This is a genomic window from Onishia taeanensis (genome assembly GCF_003268885.1).
In the GTDB taxonomy this organism is placed as follows: Bacteria; Pseudomonadota; Gammaproteobacteria; order Pseudomonadales; family Halomonadaceae; genus Onishia; species Onishia taeanensis_A.
Map to the genome: position 1 here is coordinate 111,073 of NZ_QLSX01000003.1, position 22,319 is coordinate 133,391.

Consider the following 22,319-nt stretch of genomic DNA (forward strand, 5'->3'; position numbering starts at 1 on the left):
GCGAGGCCCTCAGGCCTCGCGCTTGCCGTCGACCAGGCGGCTGACGCCCGCCGGGTTGCCGTCACGTAGCGCTTCGGGCAGCAGCCCCTGGGGCAGGTTCTGGTAGCAGACCGGGCGCAGGAAGCGATGGATCGCCGCACTGCCCACCGAGGTGGTGCGCGAGTCCGAGGTGGCCGGATAAGGCCCACCGTGGACCATCGCATGGCAGACCTCGACGCCGGTCGGCCAGCCGTTGGCCATCACCCGGCCGGCACGACGCTCGAGCACCGGCAGCAGCGCGCGGGCCGCGTCCAAATCGCCGTCATCCATCTGCAGGGTGGCGGTGAGCTGGCCTTCCAGATGTTCGGCTACGCGCTTCACCTCGGCCTGGTCGGCACATTCCACCACCAGTGAGGTGGCCCCGAAGACCTCGGCCTGCAGGGCTTCGTCCTTCAGGAAGTCGGCCGCCTTGGCCACGAACAGCCCGACCTGACAGGCGTTGGGGCCGTCGCCGGCCGGGCCACGCGCCACTTCGCGGGCATGGCTGCTGGCCACCAGGCCATCCACGCCCTGGGTGTAGGCCTCATGGATACCCGGGGTCAGCATGGTCTGAGCGGCAGCGCCCTTCACCGCTTCGCCGGCGGATGCCACGAAGGCATCCAGTGACTCACCCTTCACGGCGATCACCAGGCCGGGGTTGGTGCAGAACTGGCCGGCCCCCATGTTGAGCGAACCGATAAAGGCCTCACCCAGTTCCTTGCCGCGTGCCTTGAGGGCCTCCGGCAGCAGGAAGACCGGGTTGATCGAGCTCATCTCGGCGTAGACCGGGATCGGCTCCGGGCGCTCCTGGGCGGCCTTGGCCAGCGCCGTACCGCCATTGCGTGAGCCCGTGAAGCCGACCGCCTTGATGCGGGCATCGCGAACCAGCGCCTGACCGATGTCATTGCCGGAGCCGTAGATCAGCGAGAAGACCCCTTCGGGCAGCTCGCACTTGGTCACCGCCCGCTGTATGGCACGACCGACCAGCTCAGAGGTGCCGGGGTGGGCCGAGTGAGCCTTGACCACCACCGGGCAGCCCGCCGCCAGTGCCGAGGCGGTATCGCCGCCGGCCACCGAGAAGGCCAGCGGGAAGTTGGAGGCGCCGAAGACGGCGACCGGGCCCAGGGCAATATGGCGCTGGCGCAGGTCGACCCGCGGCATCGGTTCGCGTTCGGGCAATGCCGGGTCGATGCGCACGTCCAGCCACTCGCCGGCGCGGACTACCGAGGCGAACAGACGCAGCTGGCCACAGGTGCGGCCGCGTTCGCCCTGCAGGCGGGCCTGTGGCAGGCCGGATTCGGCCACGCCACGCTCGATCAGCTCATCGCCGATGGCCTCGATCTCGTCAGCGATGGTCTCGAGGAAGCGCGCCCGCGCCTCCAGGCCGGTCTCGCGGTAGGTCTCGAAGGCTTCCCAGGCCAGCTCACAGGCTTGCTCGACCTCGGCCTTGCTGCCGGCGGGATAGCCCGGCGACAGGGTCTCGCCGGTGGCGGGATTGATGGCGTGAATGGCCTGGCCATTGGCGGTCACGGCACGCTGGCCGATCAGTTGCGTTCCTTCCAGAGTCATAGAGCCTCCTGGGGTTACAGGGAATGGATCGAAAATTCGGTGTCTTCGGTAACGAACGCCAGCGGATTGCGCAGCGTGCGGCCGAAGGCCGGCAGGGCGATCTCGAAGCGATCGCCGTCGCGGGTCTTGATGCCATCGGCGAAGCTCAGCGTCGCGGTGCCGAAGAAGTGCACGTGGACGTCACCGGGGCGCCGGAAGCCTTGGTACTTGAAGTGGTGATGCTCGAGATTGGCCAAGCTGTGCGCCATATTGGCTTCGCCAGTGAGGAACGGCTTCTCCCACAAGGTCTCGCCGTCACGCACGATGCGGCTGACGCCCTCGAGGTGCTCGGGTAGCTCGCCGATCAAGAGCTCCGGGCCGAAGCTGCAGTGGCGCAGCTTGGAGTGGGCCAGCCACAGGTAGTTGAAGCGTTCGGTGACGTGGTCGGAGAACTCATTGCCGATGGCGTAGCCGATGCGCCAGGGCTGGCCGTCGTCGCCGATCACGTAGAGCCCAGCGAGCTCCGGCTCCTCGCCGGCGTCCTCGGCGAAGGCCGGTACCGGCATCGGCGCCTCGGGAGCCACGACGCAGTCGCCGTCGCCCTTGTAGAACCATTCGGGCTGGGCGCCGGTTTCGCCGGCGGCGGGCTTGCCGCCCTCCACGCCGAGCTTGAACATGCGCATCGAGTCGGTCAGCTCGGATTCGTCGGCCTGGGGCTGACTCGAGGACTGGGCGTGCATCGCCGAACGGGTATCGGCGCTGCCCAGATGGGTCAGGCCGGTGCCGGTGACCAGGCAATGCGCGGGGTCGGCGTGGGTCAGCGGCGGCAGCAGGCGCGCCTCCTCGATCAACTGCTGATAGTCGAGGCACGTCTCGGTCAGTGACGCCTCGATCACCTCAGCGAGACCGCGGCCATCAGCGATGGCGCGCCGTGCCAGGGTGTAGGTATCGGCGTCGGTCAGGCGGACCGTTTGCTCGTTTTCTACCAGCGCCGCTAAGGGCCGGTTCTGGTGCAAACATTGGATGATTCGCATTGCGTGATTCCTCGACATCCAGATGAGAAAAGGAGAGTCAGGCGCCGGTCGAGCATCGAAGTGACCTCATCATAGCGCCGCATCTCGGTGTATGTACAACATTAATGGTTATATGTTGATTCTATAGCCTTGCTTAGCGGAGCCAAGGTGGCGTCGGCTTTTACAAGGCACCGGCGACATTCCCTTGCCGCCAGGTGAGCTAACCGTTGGATCAGCCCACCAGCCACATGGCCAGGTTGGGATAGAACAGCAGGGCGAACAGCACGCACAGCTGGATGGCAATGAACGGCAGCAGTGCCACGAAGATATCTTTCAGGCTGATGCTGGGGGGAGCGACGCCCTTGAGGTAGAAGGCGGCCGGGCCGAACGGCGGTGACAGAAAGGAGACCTGCATGTTGACCGCGAACAGGATGCCGAACCAGACCGGGCTGTAGCCCAGCTGCTCAACGATCGGCACGAAGATCGGCAGGGTCAGCATCGCCACGCCAATCCAGTCGAGGAACATGCCGAGTACCAACAGGATTGCCATCATGACGAGGATGATCACCACCGGTTCGACGTCGAGGCCGAGAATCACTTGCGAGATGAATCGGTTGCCGCCCATCAGGTTGTAGACCCCGACCAGCGCCGCGGCGCCAATCCCGATCCAGATGATCATGCCGCAGGTGGTCATGGTCTGGCCGAGGCTGCCGTGCAGGGTCTTCAAGGAGAATTCGCCGCGGGCGACCACGGCCAACAGCACACCGAAGACACCCATCGCTGCGGCTTCGGTGACCGAGGCCACGCCGCCGTAGATCGAGCCCAGCACCATGAAGGCGATCAGGCCGGGGACGATGATGGCCTTGAGCGCCTGACCCTTGGTGGCGAAACTTTCCTCGCGATCGGCATCGGTCATCGGTGGGCCGAGCCGGGGATTCTTCAGACAGCGGATCAGCACATAAGCGATGTAGGAGCCCATCAGCAGCAAGGCCGGGGTGATGGCCGCAGTGAACAGATCGGCAATCGACTGGCTGGCGATCAGGCCATAGATGATCAGTACGATCGACGGCGGCATCATGGTGCCCAGCGAGCCACCGGCACAGACCACACCGATCGATAGATGCTTGTCATACCCCAGGCGCAGCATCTGCGGTAGCGCCAGAATGCCCAGCAGCACGATCTCGCCGCCGATGATCCCTGACAGTGCGGCCAGGAAGAAGGCCACCACGATGGTCTGGATGGCCACGCCGCCAGGCAGGCGCCCGGCGAACACGCGCATGGCGTTGAAGAGATCCTTGGCTATCCCTGATCGGTCCAGTAGCGAGGCCATCAACACGAACATTGGCACCGCTACCAGCGAATACTCGGTGACGAAGCCGAAGACGCGGCTGGTGACCAGTGGCAGGGCCTCAGGTCCGAACCAGCCGAAGGTGAAAACCAGCGCCACCAGGCCGGTGATGAAGGCAAGCGGCAGTCCGGTCACCAGCAGGGCGAAGATGGCCCCTACCAGCAACAGTGTTCCGTCGGCGATATCCATTACACGCTGCCCTCGGTGGAGGTGGGAGGTGTCGGCGGAGCCTGTCTGGCGCGCAATGACTGAACGCTATGAATGAGCGCCTGCACGCTCATCAGCACCAGCGAGGCCATGATGATGCCCTTGACCAGGGCCGGGAACGGAGGGTTCCAGGAGGTGCCCGAGCGCTCCAGCGACCATTCGCCGAGCGGGTTGTGAGAGGCGTCCCAGAACATCACGAAGGCGGCGTAGCTCATGCCCAGACAGAAGCCCAGGGTGACCAGATCATTGAAGCGGTCGAGCCATAGCTTGAGCCGCGGCCCGGCATTGTCGTAGAGCACCCGCACGCGGATGTGGTGGTTGCCGGCCATGGCCGCGGGGCCGCCGATGGCGAAGCTGACGGCGACCAGCATGACTACGCTCTCATGGACCCAGGAGGTCGGCGAGTTGAAGCCGTAGCGCATCAGGACTTCGAAGACACTGATCACCATGGCGATGAATACCAGCCAGGCGGCGCCGCGGGCACACCAGACGACGCCTCGATCGAAGGCGTTGCGCGACTTGTCGTCCGCTGCCGTCTCATCCGCCTTGGCGGCGGCGACGTCATCGTCGCCGGGTTGGGAAAACTTGGAAGACATGGTTCCTCCACGTGACGCCGCTTGGCGTCACGATGCTCAGGAAGTGGAGAAACGGGGCCGATCGAGATCGGCCCCCTGAAGATGTGAACGGTCGGTTTACAGCTGGTTGCGAGCGCGTAGGAAGGCGGTGACAGAGTCATAGTATTTCTGGGTCATCGCGTTCTTGCCTGCCCACACCTGCCATTCCTGCTCGGCGGCCTGGCGGAACTTCTTGCGCTCTTCCTGAGACAGGTCGATCGGATGCACGTCCGGGTTGTCGTTGAGCTCTTGCAGCGTCTGCAGATCCTGTTCCTTGAGCTGGGCAATCAGGTCATAGGCCATGTCGTCGAAGGCCGTTTCCAGGGTGACCTGCAGGTTCTCGGGCAGCCCGTCCCAGATATCCTTGTTGATCGATACGGCGATCATCGGCATGGAGTGGAAGCCCGGGTACAGCGGGTAGGGCGCGAAGGCGTGGATGCCCTGGGCATCGTTGTTGGAGAGCACCGTAGAGTCGGCGGCATCGATCACGCCCTTCTCGAGGGCCGTGTAGACCTCAGAACCCGGCAAGTTAACCGGTGCAGCGCCGATACGCTCGAAGATGTTGTAGACCATGCCCTGCGGAGCGCGGATCTTGAGGCCCTGAAAGTCATCGATGGACTCGATAGGCACCGAGGAGGGAATTGACTCCAGCGGGAAGGTCGCCGCACTGATCAAGTGCGTGCCATAGGGTTCGGCCAGTTCGTTGTAGAGCGCTTCGCCACCGCCTTGCTTCATGTATTCAAGGAAGTCGTAAGGGTTGCTCCATGCCCCTACCAGGTTGCCCATCATGCCGAAGGCCGGATCCTGGCCGGAAAAGTAGCTGGGATCGGTCATGTGGCCCTGAAGGATGCCCGAGGACACGGCCTGCAGGGTCTCGGTGGGGCCTACGATGGAGTTGATCGGCATGATTTCGATGTGCACCTGACCATCGGTCATGGTTTCGACCTTGTCGGCCCAGGCTTGCTTGATCTTGAAGCTGGGCTCGCCTGAGGTCTCCGACGCTTGGAACTTCCAGTCGTATTCGGCGGCCTGGGCGGTGCCAAGCCCGACCAGGAGGGCCGAGCCGGTGAGGACTATGACGTGTTTAAGCTTGAGCATGAAACTCTCCATAGAGGGAAGATTCTTGTTGTGGCGTGAGCTGACAGGGCAGCATCCCCATCTGGGAGGCTTAATGTTGAACATATAGCGTATTTGTTCAACATATACTTTTGTATGTATCGACTACCATGGCGGTTATCGGTAACGTCTAGCTCAATCTTCGCCGCATACAGGATCGAGCCGCAGGCCGCGATCCTTCGATAAGGAGTGACCTCCATGTCTCAGAATAAACGCCCGCTGCGCAGTGCTGCCTGGTTTGGTACCGCCGACAAGAACGGTTTCATGTACCGCAGCTGGATGAAGAATCAGGGCATTCCCGATCATGAGTTCGAAGGCAAGCCGATCATCGGTATCTGCAATACCTGGTCGGAGCTCACGCCCTGCAACGCGCACTTCCGCAAGCTTGCCGAACACGTCAAGCAGGGCATTCTCGAGGCCGGTGGTTACCCGGTAGAGTTCCCGGTGTTCTCCAACGGCGAATCCAACCTGCGTCCCACTGCGATGTTCACCCGCAACCTCGCCAGCATGGATGTCGAAGAGGCAATCCGCGGCAATCCGATGGATGCGGTGGTGCTGCTGGTGGGCTGTGACAAGACCACCCCGGCACTGCTGATGGGGGCGGCGAGCTGTGACCTGCCGACGCTGGTGGTCACCGGCGGGCCGATGCTCAACGGCAAGCATGAAGGCAAGGACATTGGCTCGGGCACTGTGGTCTGGAAACTCTCGGAGGAGGTCAAGGCCGGCAAGATCTCGATTCACGACTTCATGGCCGCCGAGGCTGGCATGTCGCGCTCTGCGGGTACCTGCAACACCATGGGAACGGCCTCGACCATGGCCTGCATGGCCGAATCGCTGGGCGCCTCGCTGCCGCACAACGCGGCCATTCCTGCGGTCGATTCGCGTCGCTATGTACTGGCCCACCTGTCGGGCAATCGCATCGTCGAGATGGTCCACGAGGATCTCAAACTCTCCAAGGTTCTCACCAAGGGCGCCTTCGAGAACGCCATTCGCACCAATGCCGCCATCGGTGGCTCCACCAATGCGGTCATCCACCTGAAGGCGATCGCCGGACGTATGGGCGTCGATCTGGCCTTGGATGACTGGAACCGCATTGGCCGCGGGACGCCCACGATCGTCGATCTGCAGCCGTCCGGGCGCTTCCTGATGGAAGAGTTCTACTATGCGGGCGGCCTGCCGGCGGTGCTGCGCCGCCTCGGCGAGGCCGACCGGCTGCCCCACAAGGGTGCCCTGACCGTCAACGGCCAGACGCTGTGGGACAACGTCAAAGATGCCCCGCTTTACAATGATCAGGTGATTCGCCCGTTGGACAACCCGTTGGTAGACGACGGCGGCATGTGCGTGCTGCGCGGCAACCTCGCCCCGGGAGGGGCGGTGCTCAAGCCCTCGGCGGCGAGCCCGGAATTGATGCGCCACCGCGGCCAGGCCGTGGTCTTCGAGGATTTCGACGACTACAAGGCACGCATCAACGACCCGGATCTCGAGGTGTCGGCAGACAGCGTGCTGGTGATGAAGCATTGCGGTCCACGCGGTTATCACGGCATGGCCGAGGTGGGGAACATGGGGCTGCCGTCGAAGCTGCTGGAGCAGGGGGTAACCGACATGGTGCGCATCTCCGATGCCCGCATGAGCGGCACCGCCTATGGCACCGTGGTGCTGCATGTGGCGCCGGAAGCCGCCGCCGGTGGGCCGCTTGCCGCCGTGCAAAACGGCGACTGGATCGAACTCGATGCCTATGACGGCCGCCTGCATCTGGACATCAGCGAAGACGAACTCGCCTCACGGCTGGCCGAAAGCGATCCCCGCGCGGCGTCGACACGCATTGCCAGCAGCGGCGGTTACCGCCAGCTCTATATCGAGCATGTACTGCAAGCCGACGAAGGCTGCGATTTCGACTTCCTGGTTGGCTGTCGCGGCGCCGAGGTGCCCCGGCACTCGCACTGAATACGGACACCGGCCAATCGCCGCGTTCCCCTCCCGTCTTGCCGCCATCCGATCCCATGCCTGCGACGCCCGAGACAGGCGTCGCAGGGACTAGGAGTTTGACCATGTCCTCGCCCCGTCTGACCTCGGATCAGCTGCGCTCGCGCTGGTGGTTCGATAACCCCGATCATCCCGGTACCACGGCGCTGTGCATCGAACGCTATCTCAATTACGGCATCACGCTCGAAGAACTGACCTCGGGTAAGCCGATCATCGGCATCTGCCAGTCGGGCTCGGACCTCACGCCCTGCAATCGCCACCACATCGAGCTGGTGAAGCGGGTCAAGGACGGCATCCGCGCCGCGGGCGGGGTGCCCTTCGAGTTCCCGCTGCATCCGATCCACGAGAACGTGCGCCGCCCCACTGCGGCACTGGATCGCAACCTGGCCTACCTGGGCCTGGTCGAGGTGCTGCACGGCTATCCGCTGGACGGCGTGGTGCTGACCACCGGCTGTGACAAGACCACTCCGGCCAGTCTGATGGCCGCCGCCACGGTCAACATTCCGGCCATCGTGCTGTCCGGCGGGCCGATGCTCAACGGCTGGCGCGGCGCCGAGCGTGTCGGCTCCGGCACCGTGGTGTGGGAGATGCGCAAGCGCCTGGCCGCCGGCGATATCGACTACCCCGAGTTCCTGTCGCGGATCGCCGATTCCGCGCCCTCGGTGGGCCATTGCAACACCATGGGCACGGCCTCGACCATGAATTCGCTAGCCGAGGCGCTGGGCATGAGCCTGCCGGGGTCGGCGATGATCCCAGGTCCTTACAAGGAGCGCGGGGCGGTGGCCTATAAGACCGGCGAGCGCATCGTCGACATGGTCTGGGACGACCTGCGGCCGAGCGACATCATGACCCGCGAGGCGTTCGAGAACGCCGTGGTCACCTGCTCGGCGCTGGGCGGCTCGTCCAATGCCCCGGTCCATATCAACGCCATCGCCCGCCACGCTGGCGTCGAATTCGACAACGACGACTGGCAGCGGCTCGGCCACGAGGTGCCGCTGCTGGCCAACGTGATGCCGGCCGGCGCCTATCTCGGCGAGGAGTTCCACCGCGCCGGCGGCGTGCCGGCGGTGATGCACGAGCTGCTCGAGGCCGGGCGGCTCCATGGCGAGGTGCCGACCGCCAACGGCCGCACCCTGGCCGATAACCTGGCCGGTCGTGAGACTGTCGACGAGGAAGTGATCCGCCGCTACGCTAACCCGCTGGTCGAGCACGCGGGCTTCCTCAACCTCAAGGGCAACCTGTTCGACTCGGCGCTGATGAAGACCAGCGTGATCGCGACGGACTTCCGCCAGCGCTTCCTCAGCGATCCCGAGGACCCCAATGCCTTCGAAGGCAAGGTGGCGGTGTTCGACGGCTCCGAGGACTATCACGCGCGCATCGACGATCCTGCGCTCGGTATCGATGAGCGCACCATCCTGGTGATGCGCGGCGCCGGGCCCGTTGGCCATCCGGGCGGCGCCGAGGTGGTCAATATGCAACCGCCGGAGGCGCTGATCCGCGCCGGCATCGACTCGCTGCCCTGCCTGGGCGACGGTCGCCAATCGGGCACTTCCGGCTCGCCGTCGATCCTCAACGCCTCGCCGGAAGCCGCCACCGGCGGGCCGCTGGCGCTGCTCGAGAGCGGCGATCGGCTGCGAGTGGATCTCGGCCGCTGCGAGGTGCGTCTGCTGGTCGATGAAGACGAACTGGCTTTGCGCCGCGAGCGACTCGAGTCCGCCGGTGGTTACCCCTATCCGGCGCATCAGACGCCCTGGCAGGAAATTCAGCGCTCGATGGTCGAGCCGCTGGACCGTGGCATGATTCTACGAGGTGCGACTGAGTATCAGGACGTCGCCCGTCGCAGCCCCCCGCGGGACAACCACTGACGCCATAGCAGCAAACGGCCGCCTCACCCCGGGGCGGCCGTTTACCGGAGAGCCTGCCGGGGCCATTAGGTGATGAGGTCGCAAGGTGGCTCAGGGTGTCGTGGCGGTAGAGGGTGTCGTGGCGCTACACTGCGGGCCGGTTTTCATTGCTTGCAGGAGGGTGTCATGTCCGAATTTCGCCTGGGTCTGGTCGGGGTCGGCAAGATCGTGCGCGATCAGCATCTGGCGGCTATCCAGTCCACTCCGGGGATAGAGCTTGTCGCTGTGGCTGATCCCTTCTCCGAGCTGGAAGGCATCGCGAGCTACAAAGACCTTGCCACCATGCTCGACGCCGAGCCGGCTCTCGATGCCATCGCGATCTGCACACCGACCCACCTGCGCCACGAACTGGCGCGGCTGGCCCTGGAGCGTGGCAAGGCGGTGATGCTGGAGAAGCCGCCGGGAGCGACGCTTGCCGAGACGGAGGATCTCAAGGCGCTGGCCAAGGAGCATGACGCCGTGCTGTTTGCCGCCTGGCACTCGCGTTTTGCACCAGGCATCAGCCACGCCCAGGATTGGCTCACCTCAAGAACTGTGACCGGGGTGACGATCGACTGGCATGAGGATGTGCGAGTCTGGCACCCAGGCCAGGATTGGATCTGGCAGGCGGGCGGTATGGGCGTCTTCGATCCTGGCATCAATGCGCTATCCATCGCCACACAGTTGATGTCGGTGCCGTTCTTTCTCAAGCACGCAGATCTCGAGGTGCCTGAAAACTGCCAGACGCCGATTGCCGCCAAGCTCGGCTTTCGCACCGCGGCCGGCGTTGCTGTAGACGCCGACTTCGACTTCCGTCATCAGGACCCGCCGCGCTGGGACATGCGCATCGACACCGATGCCGGGGTTCTCAAGCTTGAAAGCGGCGGTTCGCGCCTGATCATCGATGGCGAGGTGGTAATCGACGAGCCCGAACACGAGTACCAGGGCGTCTACGCGCATTTTCGTGAACTGCTGAAGACCGGCGAAAGCGATATCGATATTGCACCGCTGCGCCATGTGGCCGACGCCATGATGCTGGGTCACCGGCGCGCGGTTGAAGCGTTTATCGAATAGCGGCTGTTTATCGGATAGCGGTTGTTTATCGAGTGGCGGCCTTAGCGATGCCGATGACACCCTGATGTTACAGCCGCCGCCCGTCAGGCGGTTGAGCCGTGTCTATCGTTCAGGTGTCCGGCGTCAGGTTCATGCTGCTTCCCAATACCGATTCGCCGGGCTTGAGGCCGAGCGCATCGGCGGTGCCGGCAAGCACGGATTGAGCGGCGCGGAAGGCCTCGTGAGGGCGGCGGGTACGAATGGCCTCCATCATCTTACGATGGCGCTCCAGGCTCGCCTCGGGGTCTGTGGCGCTGACGTTGGACATCTTGATCAGCAGATAGATGGATGGGCGCAGGATATGGGAAAGCTGCGCCCATACAATATTGTGGGTGGCCTTGTAGATCGCGACATGAAAGGCCACATCGTAATCGCTGTGCAGGCGCTTCGTTTCCGGGCCAGCATCGCTGTGCATGTTCTGGCCCATGCCTTCAAAAGCTTCCTCAATCGCGACCAGGTCGCGCGCCGTGGCGCGTTGGGCGGCCATCATGGCGACATAGGGCTCGACATCCAGTCGAAATGACAGGATCTCGCGCTGGATCTTGGGGTTTGGCGCGGCATAGCGCGTCATCCATCCGGTGACGGTGGGGTCGAGAATATTCCACTCGGAATACTCGCGAACCCTGGAGCCATGCCCAGAAATGCGCTCGATGATGCCGACATCCACGAGTTGCCTTAGGTCGCTGCGCACCGCCGAGCGGTTGATGGCGAACTGTTCGCAGAGGTCGACTTCCTTGGGCACGTAGTCGCCGGGCTGATAGCGGCCGGAGAAAATCTCCTCGGCCAGAAATTCGGCGACGCTAGGGCGTTGGTTGGGCTTTTGCTGCTTTTCCTTCACGTAGGCTCTGTCCGGCAAAATGTAGGCTCAAGTTGTCATATGTTGAACATATGAGCAAGCTGACTAAAAACTAGCGACTATCCGCTGGAGATTTCTCTAGCAGGGCGATGAAGTGCTCGAGCAGGTCGTTGGCCTCGGGTGTCGCGTGGATGCCCTCGCACAGGGCCTCGACGTTCTGGCCGGCTTCACCCAGCCCCTCGCGCTGGTGCTCGAGGTAGTCACGCATCACCGGTGAGGTGAATTCCGGGTGGAACTGCACGCTCCACTGGCGCGGCCCCAGGCGCAGCGCCTGATAGGGATCGTGGGCATTGCACGCCAGCACCACCGCACCTGCTGGTGGCGTGAGCACCGATTGGGCATGCGTCAGGTGAGCCGGGAACCTGTTGGGCAGGGCGCCGAGCAGGGCATCCGCCTGACCGGCCTCGGTGAGTGCGACCTCGAAGGTGCCGACCTCTCGGCCGTCCGGGTGATAGCCGCTTTTACCGCCCAGCGCCTCGGCCAGCAACTGATGCCCGTAGCAGACCCCAAGTATTGGCAGGTCGCGTTCGCAGGCCTCGTGCAGCCAGGGCTTCAGCGCCTCGCTCCAGGGCTCGCCGTCGCTGACCATGGCGTGTGATCCGGTAATTAGCACCCCATCGAACTCTGCATGCTCAGGCGGCAGCGTATCTCTTTGCGCATCCTCTCTCGCATCCCAAACGGTCAGCTCATGGTCGGGCAGGCGGGCCTGGAACAGCGCCTCGAAGTCGCCATGCTTGGCGACAACGTCGGGGAAGCTGTCCCCGGTCTTGATCAGCAGCAGTCGTGGCGTGTGACTTTTCATACAGTGGTCTCGCTCATACAGAAGGCTCGTCCAATGGAAGCTCAGTCCTGGTGCATTGCCGTGCCCAGCGCCTGCATGAACTGGTCGCAGGCCGCGAGCTGATCACGTTCGACATACTCATCGGGCTGGTGGGCCTGGCCGATGCTGCCCGGCCCGCAGATCACCGTGGGCAGTCCCACCCCCTGGAACTGGCCGGCCTCGGTGGTGTAGGCGACCGCTTCATTAGGCTTGTCACCCAGCAGTGTCTTGCACAGCGCCACCGCCTCGGCATTGTCGCGATCGGCAAGCGCCGGCACGGTCTGAGTAATGTGCTCGGTGACGATGCCGGTACCCGGCGAGCGAACCTGCATCTCAGCCTCGAGTTCCCGGGCGTAGGCATCGAAGCGCGCATAGAGCGCCTCGAAGCTGTCACTTGGCAGATGGCGAATCTCCCAGTCGAAGTGACAGTCGCGGGCCTTGATGTTGATCGCCGTGCCGCCCTGGATACGGCCCACATGCAGGCTCGAATGCGCCACGTTGAAGGCCTCATCGATGCGCCCCTCGGCCTTGAGCTCCTCCATGATGTCCTCGATGCGGGTGACCAGCCGCGCGGCGACGTGGATCGCCGAGACGCCCTGATACACCTGGCTCGAGTGGGCCGCCTGGCCGGTGACAGTGGTGCGCAGATTGGTGATGCCCTTGTGGGCCACTACCGGCGCCATCAGCGTCGGCTCACCGACGATCACTGCCGCCGGGCGAGGCTCGTCGGCCATCAGCCGTTCGATCAGCCGCGGCGCGCCCAGGCAGCCGATTTCTTCATCGTAAGACAACGCGAGATAGATCGGCCGTTCGAGGGTCTGCTCGACCCAGTGCGGCACCTGGGCCAACGCGCAGGCAATAAAGCCCTTCATGTCACAGGTGCCGCGGCCATAGAGGCGACCATCGTCGCCGTCGCGCAGCGTGAACGGATCACTCGTCCAGGGCTGACCATCGACCGGTACCACATCGGTGTGCCCGGATAGCACCACCCCGCCCTCGACCGCCGGGCCGATGCGTGCCAGCAGGTTGGCCTTGCTGCCATCGTCGTTTTCAATCCGCTGGTAGGGCACGCCGTACTCGTCGAGATAGGATTCGATGAAGCGAATCAGCTCAAGGTTGGAATCGCGTGAGACGGTGGCAAAGCCCACCAGCGTCTCGAGCAGGGCGGTGGCGGTCATGATCTGACTCCTGAGAAAGGGGCGGACCAAAGTCTATCATGGGGCTGCATACTGATGAGGTGGTCGCACAATTGGAGTGTTCTTAATTTTGAACGCTGAGCGTTGAACGAAGGATTTGCGATCTATTGCTTGCTTATCCTACTATCATCGGCTTGGGCCCTACTCCATTTGTTCTTAGAAGGATAATAATATGTTGAATAAATTCAGCAGTCTGAAGAAAAACCTTTCCACATCGGCGCTGGGGTTGGGACTGGCACTCAGCGTCGTGGCCACTGACGTGGCGGCAGCGGATTACAACTGGCGTTTCAGCAACCTTTATAGCCGAGGCACCGCCTTTGGCGAGCTGTACGAAAATCTGGGCAAGAACATCGAGGAGCTCTCTGATGGCCGCATCAAGGTCCAGGTCCTCTATTCAGGCGAAGGGGTTGGAACCAGCGGGCTGCTGGGTGCCGTCAAATCTGGCCTGATCACCATGGGCGCTCCGTTCCAGTCGATGCACGCGGGTGAGCTGCCGGCGGGTGTCGTCGAGATCGGCCTGCCTGGTGGCACCGCCGATACCGATGAGCTCTACAGCCTTTTTCACGAAAAGGGATGGGGAGACGTCCTGGAAGAGGCGTATGGCTCCCAGGGACTGGTATGGCTCGAGCCGTACATCCAGCCGCCGGTCTACATCCTGACCAAGGAACCGATCGAGTCGGTGGAAGATTTCGAGGGTCTCAAGATCCGCGCCCCCGGCGCTTACGGCAAGTTCCTGCGTAACCTGGGGGCCTCGCCGGTTTCGCTGGCCTGGAGCGAGATTTACACCAGCCTGGCCACTGGCGTCATCGACGGTTCTATCGGTAGCAACATGATCGACCACCGCGACGGTAACCATGTTGAAGTCGCCAAATACATGTACCCCTTGCCGCTGGCCGGCGCTCAGGTGCTGCCGATCGTCGTCAACCGCAGTGCGTGGAACAAGCTGCCCGATGATCTCAAGGACGCCGTGCGCAAGGCCACCGAGATCCATGCTGAAGAGCAGTTGACCATGTCCAAGCAGTGGGAAAGCGAGGCGGTGGCAGAAATGGAAGCCAATGGGCTGAAGTGGAGCCCGGAGCCGAGCGAAGCTGACAAGGAGGCTTGGGCCGAAGCCGCTGCGACGCTGCGTGAAGAGTACGCTCAGCAGGACAAGTACAGCGAGCGGTTGATCGAAATCCTGAATGAGACCGGTTATTGATGATATGGCAGGCACATCGCCCGCCGTATCATCGCTCTTGAAAACGGGCAGAACGTTAAGACGCTCCCATGTTTTCAATTGTCAGTATCGGTCTTGTAGCCAATCGAGAGGCACTGCAGCACCTCATCGAGATTGGCATATATCTTGGCTTGCTGATTCTCAGCGGTGAGTAAGTCAAGAGAAGGCGGAAAGCACATGGTGCTTTCCGCCTTTTACATGATTTCAGGAGATCCCTTATGTTCCTCACCCTGCTGAGGGGGCTCTGCCACGGTATTGATCTTATCGTCATGCTGACCGGCAAAGCAGCTTCCTACCTAATGCCGGTACTGGCCGGTATCGTCGTCTTCGAAGTGTTCGCCCGTTATGTGCTCGGTAGTCCCACGATCTGGGCCTACGACCTGTCACTGTTTCTGTTTGGCTACATCACGGCGCTGGGCGGTGCTTATGCCCAGCAGAAACGAGCACACATCAATGTCGACATCCTCTATCTGAAGGTCTCGCCCAAGGCCAAGAGCGTCTTCAACCTCCTTGGTTACGCCCTGGCCATCTTCTTCCTGGCCATCATCATCAAAGTGAGCATGGGTAAGTTTTTCGAGGCCATCGAGTTCGACTATCGCCGCCAGAGCGAGTGGGCACCGCCCATGTATCACTTCTGGGTAATGATGGTCATCGCCTGTGCGCTATTCATTGCGCAATTTGTGCGAGACGCGCTGAACGACATTTTTTACCTGGCGACGGGTACCCCGCTGCTAAAACAAAAAGAGGGGGTCCATCATGGACATTGAACTGCTGACTGGGGTGCTGTTGCTGTGCATCCTGATCTTCTTCGCGCTGGGGGCCGCCGTGGGCCTTGCGCTGGGCGGTATCGCCATGGCCATTGGTTACATGACCTGGGGCGAGGGCATCTTCAACGTGATTCCCACCACCCTGGAATCGACCTTCTTCAGCTTTATCCTCCTGGCCATCCCGCTCTATATCTACATGGGGCAGCTGCTGACCAAGTCTGGGATCGGCGATGCCATGTTCAACGCCAGCCAGCTGTTGATCGGCAAGGTACGCGGTTCCCTGGCCATCAGCGTTATCGGGGTGTGCTCGATGATCGGTGCCATGGTCGGCATCATCGGTGCCGGCATCATGACCTCCGGCAGCATTGCGCTGCGCCCCATGCTGGACCGCGGGTATAACCGGCGCCTGGCGCTGGGCGTCATCATGGCGGGTGGCGGTCTGGGTATCCTGATTCCCCCCAGCATCCCCATGATCATGTTTGCCGCGGCGACTCAGAACTCGGTCGGGCGCATGTTCCTGGGCGCCATGATGCCGGCCTTGTTGACGATCGTGCTTCTGATTACCTATGTGGTTGTCAGCTGCTGGCTTAACCCGTCCCGCGCGCCCAAGGACGATGAGCATGACGACGCACCGGATCGCACACCTCGGCAGACATTCGTCATTCTTCGCGATGGCCTTTCCGCGCTGTTGCTGATCTTCGTCGTGCTGGGCAGCATCATCTCCGGCATTGCCACGCCGACCGAGTCGGGGGCTATCGGCGTCTTCGGTGCCATTCTGCTGGCGATTCTCTACAAGCGCTTCCGGCCGGCCATGTTTCAGTCTGCCGGTCTCCAGACCGCCACCCTGGTCAGCGTGGCCATGTGGATCATCTTCGGCGCCTCGGTGTTCAGCAATTTCCATCTGCTGATGGGGGTGCAGAGCATGGTGGCCGATCTCGCTGCAAGCCTGGACCTGCCGCCTATCATGATCATTATCCTGTTTCAGGTGATCATGCTGCTGCTGGGCTTCATTATTGACGAGTTCATCATCGTGCTGATGTGTGCGCCGCTGTTTACGCCCATCGCCGTATCCATGGGCTATGACCCCATCTGGTTCGGTGTACTGATGATTCTCAATATATTGATCGCTGTGCAGACGCCGCCCTATGGGTTCGCCTTGTTCTACCTGAAAGGCATTGCGCCACCTGATGTCGGGATGGGAGAGATCTACCGGTCAGTCACGCCCTTTGTGGCCGTGAACTTAGTGGTACTGATCCTGTGCATGGTCTTCCCGGAAATCGTGCTATGGCTACCTAATAAAGTCATGGGTTGAGGTGACACTATGTTCAATCACATCTTGATTCCCGTCGATCTCGTTCATCAAGAGCAGCTCGCTAGGCTAAAGGAGTCCGCCCGTTTGTTGATCGATGGTGCGGGCAGCATCACCTTGCTTTATGTGGACCCGATCACGGTCCACAAGGAAGCGCTGATGACTCAGTTGGGGGAAGACCAATACGCTGAGCATCAACGGGAGGCCGAGGCCCAGCTGCAGAGCCTGTCCGAGTCGCTGCAGCTGGAGAACGTCGCCATGAATGTCGTTACCCGAGAAGGCAGCGCTCATGATCAGATTCTCGAGTACGCCTCGGAGATCAGTGCCGACGCCATTCTGATGATGGCCAGCCGTCCTGGGCTCACCGACTACTTCATTGGTTCCACAGCCGAACGGGTGGTGCGACATGCCGATTGCTCGGTCTTCGTGATTCGCTAAGTCGTTAACCTCGTCGGAAAGCGGCCGTCAGATGTTTCTGGCGGCCGTTTTTTTTGTGCCGACAATCGAGACGCCATGGCCAGCAATGGATAGTCTTCGGCTGTGTCACAATTGCTATACGGCACCTAGCGCTGCCTGATATGTTTAGCTGGAAAACGACACTCCACGAGGAAGGCTGCATGCAGCACACCGAACGACATAGAACGCACCGCATTGGTTGGCTTCGCGCGGCTGTGCTCGGCGCGAATGACGGCATTGTCTCCACGGCGAGCCTGGTGTTGGGCGTGGCGGCATCGGGGGCGACGACGCAGACGATTCTGGTGGCGGGTGTGGCCGGCCTTGTCGCCGGTGCCATGTCGATGGCGGCCGGCGAGTACGTGTCGGTCAGCTCTCAATCCGATACCGAAAGCGCGGACCTGGCGCGGGAGAAACAAGAGCTCGCCGACAACCCCAGGCAAGAGCACGCGGAACTGAAAGCCATCTATGTCGAACGTGGTCTCGATGAGCAACTGGCCGGCCAGGTCGCAACGCAACTGATGGAACACGACTCGCTTGGCGCCCATGCGCGAGATGAGCTCGGCATATCGGACACCTTGGCCGCCAAGCCAGTGCAAGCCGCTTTCGCGTCGGCGGCCACCTTTGCGGTGGGTGCGGCAATGCCGCTATTGATGGTCGCGTTACTGCCGGCTGCCACGCTCATGTGGGGGCTGTCCGGCAGCTCGCTGGTTTTCCTGGCGCTATTGGGTCTGTTGGCTGCTCGGGCGGGTGGTGCCCCGATCGTTACTTCGGTGGTGCGCGTCGCCTTTTGGGGCGCCTTGGCGATGGGGTTAACCGCCGGGGTAGGGGCGCTCTTTGGTGTGGCGGCGTGATTGGGAAATCGCATGGACCGTGACGCCTACCGACGTGAGCCGTCGAAACTAAAACTCCACCGCCGCTTATTTTAAGTTCGGATGGAAAATAAAATAAGGTGCCTAGCGGGGCACGGATGAGCCGCCCTCGGCGATTGGCGCCCTGAGACGCTGCAGCGTAGCATTGCCGCCAAGATTCTCCTGCGGCTGCCGACACTACGTCCGGCGGCCGTCTGCATGACACCCTTTGATAAGGACCTGCGAACCCCATGTTCGAGCAGACCTTCAAGAACATCGACGATGTGCTGTGGAAAGAAGCCGGCTGCGCCACCGAGCTGGACTACACCGAACAGACCTCCTGGTTGCTGTTCCTCAAGTACCTGGACGACCTCGAGCAGCGCCGGGCCGTCAACGCCACTCTTTCCGGCAAGCCCTTCGACTTCATCATCGACACAGCCTATCAATGGTCGACCTGGGCGGCGCCCCGCAAGCGCGATGGCACCCTGGACCATGACAGAGCCCTGACCGGCGATGACCTGCTCGACTTCGTCAATCGCGAGCTCTTCCCCTACCTGCAGGGCTTTCGCGAGCGCGCCAGCGGCCCCGATACCATCGAGTACAAGATCGGCGAGATCTTCGGCGAGGTGCGCAACAAGTTCCAGAGTGGCTACAGCCTGCGCGATGCCCTGGAGCTGGTGGACAGCCTTCAGTTCCGCTCCCAGGCCGAGAAGCACGAGCTCTCGCACCTCTATGAAGCCAAGATCAAGAACATGGGCAACGCCGGGCGCAACGGCGGCGAGTACTACACCCCGCGCCCGCTGATCCGCGCCATGATCCGGGTGATCGATCCCAGGATCGGCGAGCGCCTCTACGACGGCGCGGCCGGGTCGGCGGGCTTTCTCTGCGAGGCCCACGAATACCTGCGCTACGGCTTCGGCAGCGACGAGCCGCGAAGGCTCACCACCGAGCAGCTCGACACCCTGCAGAACCGCACCTTCTCCGGCAAGGAGAAGAAGAGCCTGCCCTATGTAATCGGCATCATGAACATGATCCTGCATGGCATCGAGGCGCCCAACCTGGTGCACACCAACACCCTGACCGAGAACCTCGCCGACCTGCAGGAGAAGGACCGTTTCGACGTGATCCTCGCCAACCCGCCCTTCGGCGGCAAGGAGCGCAAGGAGGTCCAGCAGAACTTCCCGATCAAGACCGGCGAGACGGCCTTCCTCTTCCTGCAGCACTTCATCAAGCGCTTGAAGGCCGGCGGCCGCGCCGCGGTGGTGATCAAGAACACCTTCCTCTCGAATGCCGACAACGCCTCGAAGGCGCTGCGCCAGGAGCTCTTGGAGAGCTGCAACCTGCACACCGTGCTCGACTGCCCCGGCGGCACCTTCCTCGGCGCCGGCGTGAAGACGGTGGTGCTGTTCTTCGAGAAGGGCGCCCCGACCCGCGATATCTGGTACTACCAGCTCGACCCCGGCCGCAGCCTGGGCAAGACCAATCCGCTCAACGACGATGATCTCGCCGAGTTCGTCGACCTGCAGGCCAGCTTCGCCGACTCCGACAACTCCTGGAAGGTCAGCGTCGATGATCTGGACCGCGAGACCTTCGATCTGTCGGTGAAGAACCCCAACAAGGCAGAAGAAGCCCCGCTGCGCGACCCCGAGGTGATCATCAACGAGATCGAGACGCTAGACCGCGAGGCCGAGGAGATCCTGGAAGGGATTCGGGGGATGTTATGAATGAGGAGTGGACAAGGAAAAGCCTGGGTGAAGTCTGCGAAATTCTGGATAGCAGGCGTAAGCCAATCACCAAGAGAAACAGAGTCGCGGGCCCTTACCCGTACTACGGTGCTACAGGAGTTCTGGATTATGTAGATGGATATATCTTCGATGAGCTATTAGTGCTTATTGGAGAAGATGGCGCAAAGTGGGGCGCAGGCGATAATACGGCCTATGCCGTAGAAGGAAAGTGCTGGGTGAATAATCACGCTCACGTGATCCGTCCCAATCGAAATGTGATGCTTGATTCATGGGTTATTTATTATCTTAACACGACGGATTTAGCTCCTTTCATTTCCGGATTAACGGTACCAAAACTAAATCAGGGAAGGCTGCGTGAGATTCCGATCCCAATTCCGCCTCTCCCCGAACAAGAACGCATCGTCGCCATCCTCAATGAAGCCTTCACCGGGATCGATACGGTCGTTGCTAATACCGAAAAAAACCTCGCTAACGCCCGCGAGTTGTTCGATGAGTTCGTGGTTTCTTCTTTGAAAGATAATAGTCGTGAGTGGACTACATTGGGCGAACTATCTGAGAGGATGGAGTACGGATCTTCCTCGAAATCTGCAGGCGATGGATTGGTTCCCGTGCTACGCATGGGAAATATCGCAAGGGGAAGATTTTCCTGGTCTGACCTCAAATACTCTAGTAACCCTAGCGAGATTGAAAAGTATAAACTTGATTGCAATGATGTGCTTTTCAATCGGACAAATAGTCCAGAGTTGGTCGGAAAGACTGCAATTTATAAAGGAGAAAAAGAGGCAATATTTGCCGGCTACTTGATTCGAATTCACAGGAATAAGGCGTTGTTAGACCCTGATTTTCTCTGTTACTTCTTGAATAGCTCGCTTGCAATGAACTATGGGCGTTCAGTAATGAGCAGTAGCGTAAATCAAGCCAATATCAATGCTACGAAGCTTAAATCTTACCCCATGCCGGCACTCTCTATTGACGAACAGCAAAGCCTGGTTGAAATTTTCGAAGAGTTTTCTTCTGAAACCCAACGACTTGAGGTCATCTACCAGCAAAAACTCACCGCCCTGGCCGAGCTCAAGCAGTCCCTGCTGCAGAAGGCCTTCTCCGGCGAGCTGACGGCCAATGTGGCCGAAGCGTCGGTGGAGGAGGCGACGGCATGAGTACCGAGAGCCAGGCCCCCATCGTCATCTACCAGGGGGCCGACCAGGCGGTCGAGGTGCGGCTGGATGCCGAGCATGAGACGGTCTGGCTCACGCAGGCACAGATGGCCGAACTGTTCGACGTCAAGCCTCAGAACATCACCATGCACCTGAAGAACGTTTACGCGGATGGCGAACTGGTGGAGGAGGCAACCTGTAAGGATTTCTTACAAGTTCGGCAGGAGGGGCAGCGAGAGGTTAAACGCAAGCGCAAACACTACAGCCTGGATGCGGTGATCTCGGTCGGATACCGGGTCAGCTCCACACGGGCGACCCGCTTCCGGATATGGGCGACGCGCACCCTGCGCGAGCACCTGACACAGGGCTGGACGCTGAACCGCCAGCGCTTCGAGGAGAACGCCCGCGAGCTGGAGGCCGCCATGGCGCTGGTGCGCAAGACGGCCGGCAGCCCGGCGCTGGATGCGGCAAGCGGCCGTGGCCTCGTCGATATCGTCACCCGCTATGCCCAGACCTTCCTGCTGCTGCAACGCTATGACGAGGGCCTACTGACCGAGCCCCATGCTCAGGCTGGCGGCCGACTGCCGACGATTGAGGAAGCCCGCTCGGCGGTCACCACGCTCAAGGCCGAGCTGATCGCTAAGGGTGAGGCCACCGACCTGTTCGCCCGGGAGCGCGGCGACGGCCTCGAGGCGCTGCTCGGCAACCTCGACCAGACGGTCTTCGGCGAGCCGGCCTACCCCTCTGTGGAGGCCAAGGCGGCGCACCTCCTTTACTTCGTGGTCAAGAACCACCCCTTCGCCGACGGCAACAAGCGCAGTGCGGCCTATCTGTTCGTGGACTTCCTCTACCGTAATGATCGCCTGCTCGATGCTCACGGCGAGGTAGTGGTCAACGACGTGGGCCTCGCCGCCCTGACGCTGTTGATCGCCGAGTCCGACCCGGCCAACAAGGCGACCATGGTCCGGCTGGTTATGAACATGCTGGCCAGCCCTGTAGAAGACTGAAGGGATGGCTCGTTGGGAAAGGCCAAAGCTGGCTTCGCCCGCCAGAAACCCATATGTTGTGAAGGGTTACGGAGCTGGAAGGCTCCCGATCGTGCACCGACC

19 protein-coding genes are annotated in these 22,319 nt (G+C 61.8%); 11 read left to right on the forward strand and 8 right to left on the reverse strand.

Annotated features, from left to right (window positions below):
- Positions 1-9: 9 nt before the first annotated feature.
- The 5 genes from BCL93_RS05360 to BCL93_RS05380 all read right to left on the reverse strand — a co-directional run bounded on the left by BCL93_RS05360 (position 10) and on the right by BCL93_RS05380 (position 5,846).
- The gene (locus tag BCL93_RS05360) at positions 10-1,587 is read right to left on the reverse strand and encodes an aldehyde dehydrogenase (NADP(+)) (protein ID WP_112054082.1); all 1,578 of its coding nucleotides are present in this window, start codon (positions 1,585-1,587) and stop codon (positions 10-12) included.
- Positions 1,588-1,601: 14 nt separating this feature from the next.
- Entirely contained in the window at positions 1,602-2,600 is a 999-nt protein-coding gene (araD1, locus tag BCL93_RS05365) for an AraD1 family protein (protein WP_112054083.1), read from the reverse strand.
- A gap of 211 nt (positions 2,601-2,811) precedes the next feature.
- Entirely contained in the window at positions 2,812-4,116 is a 1,305-nt protein-coding gene (locus tag BCL93_RS05370) for a TRAP transporter large permease (protein ID WP_112054084.1), read from the reverse strand.
- Positions 4,116-4,730 carry a TRAP transporter small permease subunit gene (locus BCL93_RS05375; protein WP_112054085.1) on the reverse strand — a complete coding sequence of 205 codons (615 nt, stop codon included), beginning with the start codon at positions 4,728-4,730 and terminating at the stop codon, positions 4,116-4,118. The genes BCL93_RS05370 and BCL93_RS05375 overlap by 1 nt, the downstream gene beginning before the upstream one ends.
- A 96-nt stretch (positions 4,731-4,826) precedes the next feature.
- Positions 4,827-5,846 carry a TRAP transporter substrate-binding protein gene (locus BCL93_RS05380; protein WP_112054086.1) on the reverse strand — a complete coding sequence of 340 codons (1,020 nt, stop codon included), beginning with the start codon at positions 5,844-5,846 and terminating at the stop codon, positions 4,827-4,829.
- 216 nt (positions 5,847-6,062) lie between these two features.
- Between BCL93_RS05380 and BCL93_RS05385 the strand changes: the two genes are divergently transcribed.
- From BCL93_RS05385 to BCL93_RS05395, 3 genes are all read left to right on the forward strand, one after another.
- A complete protein-coding gene (locus tag BCL93_RS05385) occupies positions 6,063-7,808 on the forward strand; it encodes an IlvD/Edd family dehydratase (protein WP_112054087.1) in 1,746 nt (581 codons plus the stop codon).
- A gap of 104 nt (positions 7,809-7,912) precedes the next feature.
- Positions 7,913-9,712: an IlvD/Edd family dehydratase gene (locus BCL93_RS05390; protein WP_112054088.1), complete on the forward strand. Its 1,800-nt coding sequence runs from the start codon at positions 7,913-7,915 to the stop codon at positions 9,710-9,712.
- A gap of 165 nt (positions 9,713-9,877) precedes the next feature.
- Entirely contained in the window at positions 9,878-10,804 is a 927-nt protein-coding gene (locus BCL93_RS05395; protein ID WP_112054089.1) for a Gfo/Idh/MocA family protein, read from the forward strand.
- A 109-nt stretch (positions 10,805-10,913) separates the two neighbouring features.
- Here BCL93_RS05395 and BCL93_RS05400 read toward each other — a convergent pair whose 3' ends face one another.
- The 3 genes from BCL93_RS05400 to argE all read right to left on the reverse strand — a co-directional run bounded on the left by BCL93_RS05400 (position 10,914) and on the right by argE (position 13,697).
- Positions 10,914-11,681: a FadR/GntR family transcriptional regulator gene (locus BCL93_RS05400; RefSeq protein WP_112054090.1), complete on the reverse strand. Its 768-nt coding sequence runs from the start codon at positions 11,679-11,681 to the stop codon at positions 10,914-10,916.
- A 70-nt stretch (positions 11,682-11,751) separates the two neighbouring features.
- Positions 11,752-12,501, reverse strand: a complete 750-nt coding sequence (locus BCL93_RS05405) for a glutamine amidotransferase (RefSeq protein WP_112054091.1) — start codon at positions 12,499-12,501, stop codon at positions 11,752-11,754.
- 41 nt (positions 12,502-12,542) lie between these two features.
- Complete coding sequence (gene argE / locus BCL93_RS05410; protein WP_112054092.1) at positions 12,543-13,697, reverse strand: acetylornithine deacetylase; 1,155 nt, start codon at positions 13,695-13,697, stop codon at positions 12,543-12,545.
- 190 nt (positions 13,698-13,887) lie between these two features.
- Here argE and BCL93_RS05415 point away from each other — a divergent pair, with 190 nt between their 5' ends.
- The 8 genes from BCL93_RS05415 (at position 13,888) to rhuM (ending at position 22,217) form a co-directional block, all read left to right on the forward strand.
- Positions 13,888-14,913, forward strand: coding sequence for a TRAP transporter substrate-binding protein (locus BCL93_RS05415; protein WP_112054093.1), 1,026 nt, complete (start codon positions 13,888-13,890; stop codon positions 14,911-14,913).
- Between the two features lie 236 nt (positions 14,914-15,149).
- Positions 15,150-15,698, forward strand: coding sequence for a TRAP transporter small permease subunit (locus BCL93_RS05420; protein WP_112054094.1), 549 nt, complete (start codon positions 15,150-15,152; stop codon positions 15,696-15,698).
- Complete coding sequence (locus BCL93_RS05425; RefSeq protein ID WP_112054095.1) at positions 15,688-17,010, forward strand: TRAP transporter large permease; 1,323 nt, start codon at positions 15,688-15,690, stop codon at positions 17,008-17,010. Before BCL93_RS05420 ends, BCL93_RS05425 begins: the two co-directional genes overlap by 11 nt.
- Before the next feature lie 9 nt (positions 17,011-17,019).
- The gene (locus BCL93_RS05430) at positions 17,020-17,445 is read left to right on the forward strand and encodes a universal stress protein (protein WP_112054096.1); all 426 of its coding nucleotides are present in this window, start codon (positions 17,020-17,022) and stop codon (positions 17,443-17,445) included.
- Positions 17,446-17,624: 179 nt separating this feature from the next.
- The gene (locus tag BCL93_RS05435) at positions 17,625-18,314 is read left to right on the forward strand and encodes a VIT1/CCC1 transporter family protein (protein ID WP_112054097.1); all 690 of its coding nucleotides are present in this window, start codon (positions 17,625-17,627) and stop codon (positions 18,312-18,314) included.
- Positions 18,315-18,562: 248 nt separating this feature from the next.
- Positions 18,563-20,035, forward strand: coding sequence for an N-6 DNA methylase (locus BCL93_RS05440; protein WP_112054098.1), 1,473 nt, complete (start codon positions 18,563-18,565; stop codon positions 20,033-20,035).
- Entirely contained in the window at positions 20,032-21,213 is a 1,182-nt protein-coding gene (locus BCL93_RS05445) for a restriction endonuclease subunit S (protein WP_112054099.1), read from the forward strand. The genes BCL93_RS05440 and BCL93_RS05445 overlap by 4 nt, the downstream gene beginning before the upstream one ends.
- Entirely contained in the window at positions 21,210-22,217 is a 1,008-nt protein-coding gene (gene rhuM, locus BCL93_RS05450) for a RhuM family protein (protein WP_112054100.1), read from the forward strand. The genes BCL93_RS05445 and rhuM overlap by 4 nt, the downstream gene beginning before the upstream one ends.
- The last annotated feature ends 102 nt before the right edge of the window (positions 22,218-22,319 follow it).

Excerpts from the sequence above, each read along its gene's own strand:
- BCL93_RS05360 (WP_112054082.1), bottom strand. The coding sequence starts at position 1,587 with ATGACTCTGGAAGGAACGCAACTGATCGGCCAGCGTGCCGTGACCGCC.
- araD1 (WP_112054083.1), bottom strand. The coding sequence starts at position 2,600 with ATGCGAATCATCCAATGTTTGCACCAGAACCGGCCCTTAGCGGCGCTG.
- BCL93_RS05370 (WP_112054084.1), bottom strand. The coding sequence starts at position 4,116 with ATGGATATCGCCGACGGAACACTGTTGCTGGTAGGGGCCATCTTCGCC.
- BCL93_RS05375 (WP_112054085.1), bottom strand. The coding sequence starts at position 4,730 with ATGTCTTCCAAGTTTTCCCAACCCGGCGACGATGACGTCGCCGCCGCC.
- BCL93_RS05380 (WP_112054086.1), bottom strand. The coding sequence starts at position 5,846 with ATGCTCAAGCTTAAACACGTCATAGTCCTCACCGGCTCGGCCCTCCTG.
- BCL93_RS05385 (WP_112054087.1), top strand. The coding sequence starts at position 6,063 with ATGTCTCAGAATAAACGCCCGCTGCGCAGTGCTGCCTGGTTTGGTACC.
- BCL93_RS05390 (WP_112054088.1), top strand. The coding sequence starts at position 7,913 with ATGTCCTCGCCCCGTCTGACCTCGGATCAGCTGCGCTCGCGCTGGTGG.
- BCL93_RS05395 (WP_112054089.1), top strand. The coding sequence starts at position 9,878 with ATGTCCGAATTTCGCCTGGGTCTGGTCGGGGTCGGCAAGATCGTGCGC.
- BCL93_RS05405 (WP_112054091.1), bottom strand. The coding sequence starts at position 12,501 with ATGAAAAGTCACACGCCACGACTGCTGCTGATCAAGACCGGGGACAGC.
- argE (WP_112054092.1), bottom strand. The coding sequence starts at position 13,697 with ATGACCGCCACCGCCCTGCTCGAGACGCTGGTGGGCTTTGCCACCGTC.
- BCL93_RS05415 (WP_112054093.1), top strand. The coding sequence starts at position 13,888 with ATGTTGAATAAATTCAGCAGTCTGAAGAAAAACCTTTCCACATCGGCG.
- BCL93_RS05420 (WP_112054094.1), top strand. The coding sequence starts at position 15,150 with ATGTTCCTCACCCTGCTGAGGGGGCTCTGCCACGGTATTGATCTTATC.
- BCL93_RS05425 (WP_112054095.1), top strand. The coding sequence starts at position 15,688 with ATGGACATTGAACTGCTGACTGGGGTGCTGTTGCTGTGCATCCTGATC.
- BCL93_RS05430 (WP_112054096.1), top strand. The coding sequence starts at position 17,020 with ATGTTCAATCACATCTTGATTCCCGTCGATCTCGTTCATCAAGAGCAG.
- BCL93_RS05435 (WP_112054097.1), top strand. The coding sequence starts at position 17,625 with ATGCAGCACACCGAACGACATAGAACGCACCGCATTGGTTGGCTTCGC.
- BCL93_RS05440 (WP_112054098.1), top strand. The coding sequence starts at position 18,563 with ATGTTCGAGCAGACCTTCAAGAACATCGACGATGTGCTGTGGAAAGAA.
- BCL93_RS05445 (WP_112054099.1), top strand. The coding sequence starts at position 20,032 with ATGAATGAGGAGTGGACAAGGAAAAGCCTGGGTGAAGTCTGCGAAATT.
- rhuM (WP_112054100.1), top strand. The coding sequence starts at position 21,210 with ATGAGTACCGAGAGCCAGGCCCCCATCGTCATCTACCAGGGGGCCGAC.